The following is an 11,900-nucleotide window of genomic DNA, read 5'->3' on the forward strand; positions in this document are numbered from 1 at the left end:
TCCATCACTTTTCACACTTAAACGAAGCCCGCATCGATAAAAGATGCGGGCTTTTTTTTGCTCAAAAAACAACCAAGATGAAAAATATTTCATTTTTCTCGGGTGTTTTTACATTTTGTATCATCTGCCATTTTTACCAGTTTTCAGGGCTGGAGCCTTGATTTCCGTAGGCTCTGGCTTATTTCGAATGGCTATTAAAAAGTTCCCGAGTAACAAAATCTTTATGTTCCGGCAACCCGGCTGAAATATCCCCTCGCCAAGATCGCCCCCCAACACCAGCGGCTCTAAACCGCGTGTTTTACCAATGCACAAGACCATCAATTAGGGGGATTCTTCGATGATCCGCAAGCACTTCGCCGGTTTCGCGGCCAGCGCTTTGGCCCTGGCCGTCACCGCCCAGGCTTTCGCCGGTACTGTCACTACTGACGGTGCCGATATCGTTGTCAAAACCAAGGGCGGCCTTGAGGTTGCAACCACCGACCAGAATTTCAGCTTCAAGCTGGGTGGTCGTTTGCAGGCCGATTACGGCACGTTTGATGGCTATTACACCAAGAACGGTGACTCGGCTGACGCGGCCTATTTCCGCCGCGCCTACATCGAGTTTGGCGGCACCGTCTACAAGGACTGGAAATACCAGGTCAACTACGACCTGTCCCACAACTCCGGCAACGCAGACGATGGCTACTTCGATGAAGCGTCCATGTCCTACACCGGCTTCAAGCCTGTCGTGATTCGCGCCGGTCGCTTCGACGAAGACTTCGGCCTGGAAAAAGCCACCAGCTCCAAGTGGGTCACCGGCGTTGACCGCAACGCAGCGTATGAAGTCGCGGACTGGATCCACTCCCACGCCAACGGCATGGGCATCCAGGCCAGCTCGGTGGTCGGCGACATGGCTTACCTGTCGGCCAGCGTTTCTTCCAAGGACATCAACGACAAGAACGGCAAAGGCGTGAAGCAATTCAACGCCCGTGCGGTGTTTGCGCCGATGCATGACACCGGCAACGTGCTGCACCTGGGCCTGGATTACGCGGTACGTGACCTGAAGGACACGGCCTTCGACTCGCGTATTCGTCCGCGTCTTGGGGTTCGCGGCGTTTCCACCAACGGCGGCAACGATGCGGGCGCCAACGGCAACCGTGCGACCTTCGGCGGCGGTGTGGGTCTGGATTCCGGCAGCCTGACGGCGAACGACGCCTACGACACCGACACCGTGTTCGGCGGCGAATTTGCATTCGCCCGTGGTCCGTTGTCCCTGCAGGGCGAATACCTGAACCGCAAGATGAAGGCAGACAGCAGTGCCTATCAGGACGTGAAAGCCAGCGGCTTCTACGGCCAGGTGGCCTACACCCTGACCGGAGAGTCCCGCGTCTACAAACTCGACGGTGCCAAGTTCGACACCATCAAGCCCGAAAACAAGCAGTACGGCGCGTGGGAAGTGTTCTACCGTTACGACAACATCACCGTTGATGACAAAAACGTAGTGCGCAACACCGCCACCCGTGAAGTGGGCGATGCCAAGGCCAACCTGAACATCATCGGGGTGAACTGGTACGCCAACGAGGCGGTGAAAGTCTCTGCCAACTACATCAAGGCCAAGACCGACAAAGTGGTTAACGTCGCCGGCGACGACAGCGGCGACGCCATCGTGGCCCGCGTGCAATACGTGTTCTAGGCAACCTGTAATACCGCTCCAAAGCGCTCTTTCTTCATCCGTCAAAGCGCTCCTCATTTGGTTTGCCCCGCCGTTTGGCGGGGCTTTTTTTTGCGCCGTGTCCTGTAGGCGCGAGCTTGCTCGCGAAGAACCCGAGATCACCGCGTTCTGTCAGAATGGTCGCGTTGTCGTTAACGATCATCGCGAGCACGCTCGCTCCTACACAAAGCCGTGACCGTCGGGGAATGGGATGCCGTTACAACGTTTGAATAACCTGTCCGAGATTGCGCCCGATGAATGGAACGCGTTGGTCCCCGTCGATCAGCCGTTTCTGCGCCATGCGTTCCTCAGTGCCCTGGAAGACAGCGCCAGCATCGGCCCGCACTCCGGCTGGCAGCCCGAGCATTTGCTGCATTATGAAGGTGGACGGCTGATTGCCGCGTTGCCCAGCTATCGCAAATGGCATTCCTATGGCGAGTACGTGTTCGACCACGGTTGGGCCGATGCCTGCGAGCGGGCGGGCATCGACTACTACCCGAAATTGCTGACGGCCGTGCCCTTCAGCCCGGTCAGCGGCCCGCGCCTGTTGGCCGCCAGCGCCGAGGACGGTTTCGAATTGCTTAAAAGCCTGCCCGGTTACCTGGAAATCGAAGGCCTTTCCAGCGCCCATATCAACTTTACCGACGCCCTGGCGGACACCGCACTGGCCCGGCAGCCGGGTTGGCTGCAACGCCTGGGCTGCCAGTTTCATTGGCAAAACCGCGGCTACCGCGACTTCCAGGACTTTCTCGACGCGCTGAGTTCGCGCAAGCGCAAACAGATGCGCAAGGAGCGCGAGCAAGTGGCGGGGCAGGGCATCGAGTTCGAGTGGCTGCAAGGTCATGAGTTGAGCGAGGCGCAGTGGGATTTTGTCTACGCCTGTTACGCCAATACCTACGCCATACGCCGACAATCGCCGTACCTGACCCGGGCGTTTTTCAGTCTGCTGGCCGAGCGCATGCCCGAGGCGATTCGCGTGGTGCTGGCCAAGCAAGGCTCACGGCCGGTGGCCATGGCCTTCAGCCTGATCGGCGGCAACAGTTTTTATGGGCGTTACTGGGGCTGCCTGGCCGAGTTCGACCGGCTGCATTTCGAGACTTGCTTCTACCAAGGCATGGATTACGCGATTGCCCATGGCCTGCAACGTTTCGACGCCGGCGCCCAGGGCGAGCACAAGTTGATTCGCGGGTTTGAGCCGGTGATCACGCACTCCTGGCATTACCTGCGACACCCGGGATTGAAGACCGCCGTGGCGGATTTCCTGGAGCGCGAAAGCGTGGGGATCCTGGCATATGCCGAGGAGGCGAGGGCAGCCCTGCCTTATCGGCAGGGCTGAACCACTGATCGGTTGACAGGTGCCGAGGGCGGTAGCACTTCGCTATAGTGTATGTACAAAAGTAAATACAGGATGCACCATGCGTTTTGAGTGGGATGAATCCAAAAACCAAATAAACATCCGCAAGCACGGCATAGACTTCAACGACGTATCGGATATTTTTCAACATCCAATATTGTCACAACGTGATACTCGAACGGATTATGACGAAGAACGCTGGGTCAGCATTGGCTGGATAAAATTACTGGTAGGTGTAGTTGGAGGCGGGGTGACGTAATTCGCATTATTTCCGCCCGAAAAGCAACCAAACAGGAGGCCAAATACTATGTCGAAAGCATCGAAAACTGACTGGGAGCGCCTGGCTAAGATAGACGATCGGGAGATCGATACCAGCGACATCCCCGAGTTGGGAGAAGACTTCTTCCGTCGTGCCGAATTGCGTGTGCCGGTCAAGCAGGCAGTTACTATCCGTCTGGATGCTGACGTTCTTGAGTGGTTCAAGGGGCAAGGGACTGGCTATCAGACGCGCATCAATCAGTTGCTGCGCCAGTATATGCAGGCACATCAAGGCTGATAGAGCACTGGCGAGGGCAGCCCTGCCTTATCGGCAGGGCTGAACCTGTCTGGCTCAGGCGGTTTTTTCCGCGCCCAGCCATCGATAGGTAATGCCGCCGACCACTGCACCGAGGATCGGCGCCAGCCAGAACATCCACAACTGCTGGAGCGCCCAACCGCCGACAATCAGCGCCGGGCCGGTGCTGCGGGCCGGGTTGACCGAGGTGTTGGTGACCGGGATCGAGATCAGGTGGATCAGCGTCAGCGCCAGGCCAATGGCAATGGGCGCGAAGCCCGTCGGCACACGACGGTCGGTGGCGCCGAGGATGATCAGCACGAACATGGCCGTCATCACCAACTCGCACACAAACCCCGCTGCCATCGAATAACCACCAGGCGAATGCTCGCCGTAGCCGTTGCTGGCCAGGCCCGAAGCCAGTTCGAACCCCGGCTTGCCGCTGGCTATGAAGTACAACAATGCAGCGGCAACGACGCCGCCGATTACCTGGGACACGATGTACGCCGGTAACTCCCTGGCCGGAAATCTTCCGCCCACTACCAGCCCCACCGACACTGCAGGGTTCAGGTGACAACCGCTGATGTGCCCGATGGCAAATGCCATGGTCAGCACCGTGAGCCCGAACGCCAGGGCCACACCGAGCACACCGATCCCGACCGGGGACGATGCGGCCAGTACCGCACTGCCGCAGCCACCCAACACCAGCCAAAACGTACCCAGTCCTTCCGTAACGGAACGTTTGAACAGTGACATGAACACATCCTTAATAGATTGCTCTATCTGATTAACGGGTCTGTGATGCATCCCTGCTGCCTTAAATCAGGGCCCTCCTGGGGCCTGATTGGAGTACAGCAGGATTGTGTCGCAAGACCAGCGGGATAGAGAAAACTGTCAGAATTGTTCGGAATTGAGGTCGCGGTTAACCAACGGAATCAGTCTATTCCGACGAAGCCACCGGTCTGGTGTTGCCACAATCGCGCATACAAACCGCCGTGTGCGAGCAATTCGGCATGGCTGCCGGTCTCGGCGATCTGGCCTTTTTCCAGCACCACCAGCCTGTCCATTCTGGCAATGGTGGACAGCCGGTGGGCGATGGCGATCACTGTCTTGCCCTGCATCAGGGTTTCCAGGCTTTCCTGGATCGCCGCTTCGACTTCCGAATCCAGCGCCGAGGTGGCTTCGTCCATGATCAGGATTGGCGCATCCTTGAGCAGCACTCGCGCGATGGCGATGCGCTGACGTTGCCCGCCGGAGAGTTTCACCCCGCGTTCACCGACGTGGGCGTCGAGGCCGGTGCGACCCTCGGCGTCCGACAGCAATGGGATGAACTCGTCGGCGCGGGCCTTGTGCACGGCGGCCCAAAGCTCTTCGTCGGTGGCGTCCGGCTTGCCATACAGCAAGTTGTCGCGGATCGAGCGGTGCAGCAGCGAGGTGTCCTGGGTGATCATGCCGATCTGTTCGCGCAAGGTTTCCTGGGCGACGTCGGCGATGTTCTGGCCGTCGATCAGGATACGGCCGCCTTGCAGGTCGTACAGGCGCAACAGCAGGTTGACCAGGGTGGATTTGCCCGCGCCGGACGGACCGATCAGGCCGATCTTTTCACCCGGTTTAATCGCCAGGTTCAAGCCGCTGATGATCCCGCTCTTCTTGCCGTAGTGGAAATCCACCTGATCGAACCGCACCTCACCATGGGGCACTTCCAGGCGCGGGGCATTTTCCCGGTCGGTCACTGCCAGCGGCTGGGCGATGGTTTTCAGGCCGTCCTGGACCATGCCGATGTTTTCGAAAATGCCGTTGACCACCCACATGATCCAGCCGGACATGTTGACGATACGAATCACCAGGCCGGTGGCCAGGGCGATGGCGCCCACTGAAATCAGGGATTGGGTCCACAGCCACAGGGCAAGGCCGGTGGTGGTGACAATCAGCAGGCCGTTCATGGTGGTAATCACGATGTCCATGCTGGTCACGACGCGGCTGGCCAGCTGGGTTTTCTCGGTCTGCTCGACGATGGCTTCCCTGGCGTAGTTCTGCTCGAAATTGGTATGAGCGAACAGCTTCAAGGTGGTGATGTTGGTGTAGCCGTCGACGATCCGCCCCATCAGTTTTGAGCGTGCCTCGGAGGAGATGACCGAGCGCTCCTTGACTCGTGGCACGAAGTACCGCAGGGCCAGGCTGTAGGCGACGATCCAGGTGATCAGCGGGATCATCAGGCGCCAGTCGGCTTCGGCGAACAGCACCAGGGCGCTGATGGCGTAGATCGCCACGTGCCAGATCGCGTCCACGGCGGCCACTGCGGAGTCGCGCAGGGAGTTGCCGGTTTGCATGATGCGCTGGGCAATGCGCCCGGCGAAATCGTTCTGGAAGAAGTTCAGGCTCTGTTTGAGCACATAGCTGTGGTTTTGCCAGCGGATCAGGCTGGTCATGCCGGGGCTGATGGTCTGGTGCACCAGCAGGTCATGCAGGGCGCCGAAGATCGGGCGCAACAGCAGGGCGACCACGGCCATCCAGATCAGCTCGGTGGCGTGGATCTGGAAGAAGTTGGCGGGCGGCGTGCCCTGGGCCAGGTCGATGATGCGGCTCAGGTAGCTGAACAGCGCCACTTCGATCAGCGCGCCGATCAGGCCCACCACCAGCAAGGCGGCAAAGCTTGGCCATACCTGGCGCAGGTAATAGACGTAGAAGGGTAGGACTTTGTCTGGAGGGGCCGCGCTGGGAGGTTCGCGGAAGATGTCGATCAGTTGTTCAAAACGACGATAGAGCATTAGGTCTGACGCCCGCGCGGCGGGCTCTCCTGTTCAAATGCGCGCGACGCCTTGCGGGCCCCGCGCGAAACTCCCTGTAGCCTTCAGTCGATGCGCTTGGCCGACTTGATCAGGACAGGATCGATTGGCACGTTCTGCATGCCCTGTTTGGTGGTGGTCTGCGAGTTGACGATGATGTCGACCACGTCCATGCCCTTGACCACTTTGGCGAACACCGCGTAACCGGCATCACGGCCCGGGTCGAGGAAGGCATTGTCCGCAACGTTGATGAAGAATTGGCTGGTGGCGGAGTTCGGGTCGTTGGTACGCGCCATCGACAGGGTGCCGCGCACGTTATGCAGGCCGTTGCTGGCTTCGTTCTTGATCGGTGCTTCGGTCGGCTTTTGCGACATTTGCTGGGTAAAACCACCGCCCTGCACCATGAAGCCCGGGATTACCCGGTGAAAAATGGTGTTGGTGTAGAAGCCCTTGTCGACATAGGCCAGGAAGTTCTTGGTACTGATCGGGGCTTTGACCGGGTCCAGTTCGATCTCGATGTCGCCATTGGTGGTGGTGATCAAGACGTGGGGTGCCTTGGCGGGTTCGGCCGCCATCAGGTTGGCAGCGAACAGTACGGAACCGGCAAAGAGGGCGATTTTTTTCAGCATGGGTCAGTGATCCTGGGTTGTGGTTTCGACTGTCTTGAGAAAATCGAGCAGGGTGTTGTTGAAGCGTTCGGGTTGGTCCAGCGGCGTGGCATGGCGGGAATCCTCGATCACCACCAGCCGCGCATCGGGCAGCAGTTTTACATAGATTTCTTTCTGCGCCACGGGGGTGTAGTCGTGGTCGGCGCTGATGACCAGGGTTGGACAGGATATTTTCGAAAGTTGTTCCTGTACGCCCCAGCCAACAATCGCATCGAAGCTGGCGAGGTAAGCACGTTTGTCGTTTTTTGCCCAGCGTTCGGCCATCTTGCGCCGCAGTTCGGCCTGTTCGGGCTTGGGAAACAGCAGGCTGCCCAGGGCTTTGCCGATGGTGGTCAGGCTGAGGATGCGCGCCAGGCTCCAGCGCTTGGCCCACTGCCAATAGTCGCTGGCGCTGCGAACCTTGACCTGGGGCGCACTGTTGACGATGCACAGGCTCTTGAGCATTTGCGGCTCATCCACTGCCAGTTGAAAGGCGATCATGCCACCCATGGACAGGCCGACCACGTGGGCCGGCGGCAAATGCAGGTGTTCGATCAAGGCCACCAGGTCGGCGGTGAAGCCGGCGATGCTGTAGCGCTCACGGGGTTTGTCGGAGCGGCCGTGACCGCGCACATCCACCACCACCAGGCGATAGTGTTGGGACAGCACGGGCACTTGCAGTTCCCAGTCCAGGCAACTGGAGCCCAGGCCGTGGATCAGGATCAGCGGCGCGCCGTGGCCATATTCCTCGTAATGCAGGGTGCAACCTTCATGTTCGAAATAGGCCACGTGAACTCCTTGTTCAGGCTTGCTGCGGTGCGGCGAATGGCGCGTCCAGTGGTGCAGTGTCGAAGGTGCGCAGCAACTCGACGAGAATCTGCGTGGCCGGGCCCAGGGGTTTGTCCTTGTTCGAGTAAAGATAGAAGGTCGGGTTGCGGCTGCCACCCCGTTCCAGGGGCAGTAGCTTGAGCAGGCCTTCCTTGAGTTCGCGTTCGATCAGGTGTCGCGGCAGCCAGGCGAAGCCCAGGCCGCTGCTGACGAAGGTGGCGGCGGTGGGCAGGCTGCCGACGGTCCAGCGCTGCTCGGCGCCGAGCCAGCCGACGTCCCGTGGCTGCTGGCGGCCGGAGTCGCGGATCACCACCTGCATGTGGCTTTCCAGATCCTGGAAGCTCAGTTCGCGGTGCAATTGATGCAGCGGATGTTCGGGGTGGGCCACGGCGACAAATTCGACGTCGCTCATTTCCGTACCGAGGTAACCGGGAATGATGAACCCGCTGATGGCGAGGTCGGCCATGCCGTCCATCAACAGCTCTTCGACGCCGGACAACACCTCTTCGCGCAAACGCACCCGGCAGCCACGGCTTTGCGGCATAAAGGCAGTGAGGGCGCGCACCAGGCGGGCGTTGGGGTAAGCGGCATCGACCACCAACCGCACCTCGGCTTCCCAGCCTTGTTCCATATGGTGGGCCAGGTCTTCCAGTTGGCTGGCGTTTTTCACCAGTTGCCGGGAGCGGCGCAGCAGCACTTCACCGGCTTCGGTGAGCACGGCCTTGCGCCCGTCAATGCGCAGCAGCGGCACGCCGAGCTGATCCTGCATGCGGGCCACGGTGTAGCTCACCGAGGATTGCGAGCGGTGCAGCGCTTCGGCCGCCTGGGCGAAGCCGCCATGGTCGACCACGGCTTGCAAGGTGCGCCATTGATCAAGGGTAACGCGGGGCGCTTTCAAGATGAGCTCCTCTTGTCCTAAGCTGGCGGTCCTTATTGGAGACTGCCGAATGAGAAAATTCTGTTGTGTGCTGCTGGCGTTGCTGCCGTTGAGTGCGTTTGCATTCAGTACCGATGTGACGAAAGACATTCAGGGCGTGAAGATCGATTACAGCGCGTCAGACGTCGACAGCAATATCAGTTCGATCCAACTCACCAACTACGGCCCCAATGACGCGGAGTGCAAGGTACGCTTTACCAATGGTCCGGAAGCCCCGCGTACGCGCAAGGTCACGGTCGCGGCAGGGAAAACCACCAACACCACGGCCAATTTCAGCCGTGCCATCATCAAGATGCGTATCCAGCTGACCTGCGCACCGAAATAAGGCAAAAGCGGAGCTTGCGTACAGCAATACTCCGCTTATAAACAAATTTCTAGATGGGTTATAGCAGTTTTTTACGCTTTTTAATCGAACGGACCCTGTCTAACCTTCACTCCATCGCCTTACAGCATTCACCGATGGAGCTTACATAATCATGGCCCGTGTTCTGATCATCGAAAGCAGCGCCCGTCAGCAGGACTCAATCTCCCGCCAGATGACCCAACAATTCATCAGCCAATGGAAAGTCGCCCACCCGGCTGATCAGATCACCGTACGAGACCTCGCCATCAACCCGGTTCCGCACCTGGATGCCAATCTGTTGGGCGGCTGGATGAAACCTGCCGAGCAGCGCAGCACGGTTGAACAGGCCTCCCTGGATCGCTCCAACGAACTGACCGATGAGTTGCTGGCCGCCGATGTGTTGGTGATGGCCGCGCCGATGTACAACTTCGCGATTCCCAGCACCCTCAAAGCCTGGCTCGACCATGTGCTGCGTGCCGGTGTGACCTTCAAGTACACCGCCACCGGCCCCCAGGGCCTGCTGACCGACAAGCGCGCCTTTGTGCTGACCGCCCGCGGCGGCATTCACGCCGGTGGCAGCACCGACCACCAGGAACCGTACCTGCGTCAGGTCATGGGCTTTATCGGCATCCATGACGTCACGTTCATTCATGCCGAAGGGGTGAACCTGGGCGGTGATTTCCAGGAGAAGGGTTTGAACCAGGCCAAGGCGTTGTTGGCCCAAGTGGCGTGAGATGTTAATCGTCAGATAATCGCCCGCTGTTTAGATAGCTCCACGCAACCCTTCAAGTACGCGTATCGAACCTCCCTTTGCACTTTTTGCTCCTGAGTGCTCCCGCCCGACTGACGCTTTTAGCGAGGTCGGGTTTTTTTTGCCTTGAGTTTCGTAACGCGCGGAAAACCGCTAATGTCGCGCCCATTCAAAATGAGGCGAGCATGGGCTATCTACTTGTTGTGACGCTGATCCAGGCGTTTTCCTTCAGCTTGATCGGCGAATACCTGGCCGGTCACGTCGACAGTTACTTCGCGGTGCTGGTGCGCGTGTTGTTGGCCGGGCTGGTGTTTATCCCCCTGACCCGCTGGCGCTCGGTAGAACCGGCGTTCATGCGCGGCATGCTGTTGATCGGCGCGCTGCAGTTTGGCGTGACCTACGTGTGCCTGTACCTGAGCTTTCGCGTACTGACGGTGCCGGAGGTGTTGCTGTTCACCATCCTGACACCGTTGCACGTGACCCTGATCGAAGACGCCCTGAACCGCCGCTTCAACCTGTGGGCGCTGGTGGCCGCACTGGTGGCGGTGGCGGGGGCCGCGGTGATTCGCTTCGACCAGATCACCCCGAACTTCTTCATGGGCTTCCTGCTGCTGCAACTGGCCAACTTCACCTACGCCGCCGGGCAGGTGCTTTACAAGCATCTGGTGGCCCGTCATCCGAGTGACCTGCCGCATTACCGGCGCTTTGGCTACTTCTATCTCGGCGCGTTGGCGGTGGCGTTGCCGGCGTTCCTGATGTTCGGCAAGGCCAACTACCTGCCGGAAGCGCCGTTGCAATGGGGCGTGCTGGTATTCCTCGGGCTGGTCAGCACGGCACTGGGCATGTACTGGTGGAACAAGGGCGCTTGCCTGGTCAACGGTGGCACATTGGCGGTGATGAACAACCTGCATGTGCCGGTGGGGTTGTTGCTGAACTTGCTGATCTGGAATCAGCATGAACCATTGGGCAGGTTGCTGCTGGGCGGGTTGGTGATTCTCGGGGCGGTGTGGATCAGCCGGCTGGGCCTGCGGTCGTCGGCGCCAACTGCGTCAGCAAAAAATCAATGAATGCGCGGGTCTTTTGCGGCACGCGTCGCGCTGACGAATAAACCGCATTGATGGTGATTGCCGGCGCCTGCCATTCGCAGAGCACCGGCACCAGGCGCCCGGCGCTCAGGGCGTCTTCGACGATAAAGTCCGGCAACAGCGCGATGCCCATCCCGGCCTCTGCCGCCTGGGCCAGCAGGTCGCCGTTGTTGGCGTGCAGAGGGCCGGTAACGTTGACCCGCTGGGTTTCCTGGCCCTTGCTCAATTGCAGGCTGACGCCGCTTTGCAGATACCCATAATTGAGGCACTGGTGCTGGCGCAGGTCTTGCGGGGTCTGCGGTATGCCCGCGCGTGCCAGGTAGGCTGGCGCAGCCACCATGATCCGTGGCGCAGGTGCCAACTGGCGGGCGATCATCGTTGAGTCGGGCATGCTGGCGATGCGGATGGTCACGTCGAAACCACCGCGTACCGGGTCGACCTGTTGGTCGCTGAGCACCAGTTGCAGCTCGATATGCGGATGCTGTTCATGGAACAGCGGAATCAACCGCCCCAGGCGATGCAGCCCGAACGACATCGGCGCATTGACCCGCAACACGCCCCGTAGCTCGCCGATACCATCCCGGGCGCGCTGTTCGGCTTCGTCCAGGGCGGCCAGTACCTCACGTGCTGCTTCAAAATACTCGGCCCCGGCCTCCGTCAAATGCAGGCTGCGGGTGGTGCGCTGAAGCAGTTGCACGCCTATGGCTTCTTCCAGCGCCTGAATCTGTTTGCTGACTTTTGAGCGCGGTACGTCCATGGCTCGCGCGGCGGCCGCGAAGCCGTTCTCGCCGACCGTGACGACAAACGCCCGCATGCATTCAATACGATCCATGATTGTCCCTTTTTTAGAATCAATGATTCTCGATTTTAGGTAATTGTCTCGATTTTATCCATCCCATAAAGTTACTTCCAAGCCGCCAGCCAAG

General features: G+C 59.6%; 13 protein-coding genes and 1 pseudogene. 7 read left to right on the top strand and 7 right to left on the bottom strand.

Going from position 1 to position 11,900, the window contains the following annotated elements; all coding sequences use genetic code 11:
* Positions 1 to 337 precede the first annotated feature (337 nt).
* The gene (locus A462_RS06640) at positions 338 to 1,672 is read left to right on the top strand and encodes an OprO/OprP family phosphate-selective porin (protein WP_008437988.1); all 1,335 of its coding nucleotides are present in this window, start codon (positions 338 to 340) and stop codon (positions 1,670 to 1,672) included.
* A gap of 34 nt (positions 1,673 to 1,706) precedes the next feature.
* Here A462_RS06640 and A462_RS34975 read toward each other — a convergent pair whose 3' ends face one another.
* A complete protein-coding gene (locus tag A462_RS34975; protein WP_157222855.1) occupies positions 1,707 to 1,862 on the bottom strand; it encodes a hypothetical protein in 156 nt (51 codons plus the stop codon).
* 39 nt (positions 1,863 to 1,901) lie between these two features.
* Here A462_RS34975 and A462_RS06635 point away from each other — a divergent pair, with 39 nt between their 5' ends.
* From A462_RS06635 to A462_RS06630, 3 genes and pseudogenes are all read left to right on the top strand, one after another.
* Positions 1,902 to 3,026 carry a GNAT family N-acetyltransferase gene (locus A462_RS06635; RefSeq protein ID WP_003210704.1) on the top strand — a complete coding sequence of 375 codons (1,125 nt, stop codon included), beginning with the start codon at positions 1,902 to 1,904 and terminating at the stop codon, positions 3,024 to 3,026.
* Between the two features lie 79 nt (positions 3,027 to 3,105).
* Positions 3,106 to 3,374 (top strand): annotated as a pseudogene (locus A462_RS33765) (BrnT family toxin).
* Complete coding sequence (locus A462_RS06630; protein WP_008437989.1) at positions 3,352 to 3,600, top strand: BrnA antitoxin family protein; 249 nt, start codon at positions 3,352 to 3,354, stop codon at positions 3,598 to 3,600. Before A462_RS33765 ends, A462_RS06630 begins: the two are co-directional and overlap by 23 nt.
* Positions 3,601 to 3,654: 54 nt before the next feature.
* Here A462_RS06630 and aqpZ read toward each other — a convergent pair whose 3' ends face one another.
* From aqpZ to A462_RS06605, 5 genes are all read right to left on the bottom strand, one after another.
* On the bottom strand, positions 3,655 to 4,353 hold the full coding sequence (aqpZ, locus tag A462_RS06625) for an aquaporin Z (RefSeq protein WP_008437990.1): 699 nt from the start codon (positions 4,351 to 4,353) through the stop codon (positions 3,655 to 3,657).
* 179 nt (positions 4,354 to 4,532) lie between these two features.
* Positions 4,533 to 6,365 carry an ABC transporter ATP-binding protein gene (locus A462_RS06620; RefSeq protein ID WP_003210707.1) on the bottom strand — a complete coding sequence of 611 codons (1,833 nt, stop codon included), beginning with the start codon at positions 6,363 to 6,365 and terminating at the stop codon, positions 4,533 to 4,535.
* A gap of 83 nt (positions 6,366 to 6,448) precedes the next feature.
* Positions 6,449 to 7,012, bottom strand: coding sequence for a peptidylprolyl isomerase A (locus A462_RS06615; RefSeq protein ID WP_008437991.1), 564 nt, complete (start codon positions 7,010 to 7,012; stop codon positions 6,449 to 6,451).
* Between the two features lie 3 nt (positions 7,013 to 7,015).
* Complete coding sequence (locus A462_RS06610; protein WP_008437992.1) at positions 7,016 to 7,819, bottom strand: alpha/beta fold hydrolase; 804 nt, start codon at positions 7,817 to 7,819, stop codon at positions 7,016 to 7,018.
* A gap of 13 nt (positions 7,820 to 7,832) precedes the next feature.
* Positions 7,833 to 8,756, bottom strand: coding sequence for a LysR family transcriptional regulator (locus tag A462_RS06605; protein ID WP_003210710.1), 924 nt, complete (start codon positions 8,754 to 8,756; stop codon positions 7,833 to 7,835).
* A gap of 49 nt (positions 8,757 to 8,805) precedes the next feature.
* On the opposite strand from A462_RS06605, the gene A462_RS06600 reads away from it, so the two are divergent.
* From A462_RS06600 to A462_RS06590, 3 genes are all read left to right on the top strand, one after another.
* On the top strand, positions 8,806 to 9,120 hold the full coding sequence (locus A462_RS06600; RefSeq protein ID WP_032899698.1) for a hypothetical protein: 315 nt from the start codon (positions 8,806 to 8,808) through the stop codon (positions 9,118 to 9,120).
* 151 nt (positions 9,121 to 9,271) lie between these two features.
* Positions 9,272 to 9,871 carry an FMN-dependent NADH-azoreductase gene (locus A462_RS06595; protein WP_008437994.1) on the top strand — a complete coding sequence of 200 codons (600 nt, stop codon included), beginning with the start codon at positions 9,272 to 9,274 and terminating at the stop codon, positions 9,869 to 9,871.
* A gap of 203 nt (positions 9,872 to 10,074) precedes the next feature.
* Positions 10,075 to 10,956: a carboxylate/amino acid/amine transporter gene (locus A462_RS06590; protein WP_008437995.1), complete on the top strand. Its 882-nt coding sequence runs from the start codon at positions 10,075 to 10,077 to the stop codon at positions 10,954 to 10,956.
* Here the strand turns inward: A462_RS06590 and A462_RS06585 are convergent.
* On the bottom strand, positions 10,901 to 11,806 hold the full coding sequence (locus tag A462_RS06585) for a LysR family transcriptional regulator (RefSeq protein WP_032899700.1): 906 nt from the start codon (positions 11,804 to 11,806) through the stop codon (positions 10,901 to 10,903). The two genes, A462_RS06590 and A462_RS06585, sit on opposite strands and share 56 nt — an antisense overlap.
* Positions 11,807 to 11,900: the final 94 nt, after the last annotated feature.

It is taken from the genome of Pseudomonas sp. Ag1 (assembly GCF_000278565.1).
Classification (GTDB): Bacteria; Pseudomonadota; Gammaproteobacteria; order Pseudomonadales; family Pseudomonadaceae; genus Aquipseudomonas.

What these genes read in the sequence shown, in the direction of transcription:
- A462_RS06635 (WP_003210704.1), top strand. Translation starts at nt 1,902, where the DNA reads ATGCCGTTACAACGTTTGAATAACCTGTCCGAGATTGCGCCCGATGAA.
- A462_RS06590 (WP_008437995.1), top strand. Translation starts at nt 10,075, where the DNA reads ATGGGCTATCTACTTGTTGTGACGCTGATCCAGGCGTTTTCCTTCAGC.
- A462_RS06640 (WP_008437988.1), top strand. Translation starts at nt 338, where the DNA reads ATGATCCGCAAGCACTTCGCCGGTTTCGCGGCCAGCGCTTTGGCCCTG.
- A462_RS06585 (WP_032899700.1), bottom strand. Translation starts at nt 11,806, where the DNA reads ATGGATCGTATTGAATGCATGCGGGCGTTTGTCGTCACGGTCGGCGAG.
- aqpZ (WP_008437990.1), bottom strand. Translation starts at nt 4,353, where the DNA reads ATGTCACTGTTCAAACGTTCCGTTACGGAAGGACTGGGTACGTTTTGG.
- A462_RS06595 (WP_008437994.1), top strand. Translation starts at nt 9,272, where the DNA reads ATGGCCCGTGTTCTGATCATCGAAAGCAGCGCCCGTCAGCAGGACTCA.
- A462_RS06630 (WP_008437989.1), top strand. Translation starts at nt 3,352, where the DNA reads ATGTCGAAAGCATCGAAAACTGACTGGGAGCGCCTGGCTAAGATAGAC.
- A462_RS06600 (WP_032899698.1), top strand. Translation starts at nt 8,806, where the DNA reads ATGAGAAAATTCTGTTGTGTGCTGCTGGCGTTGCTGCCGTTGAGTGCG.
- A462_RS06620 (WP_003210707.1), bottom strand. Translation starts at nt 6,365, where the DNA reads ATGCTCTATCGTCGTTTTGAACAACTGATCGACATCTTCCGCGAACCT.
- A462_RS06615 (WP_008437991.1), bottom strand. Translation starts at nt 7,012, where the DNA reads ATGCTGAAAAAAATCGCCCTCTTTGCCGGTTCCGTACTGTTCGCTGCC.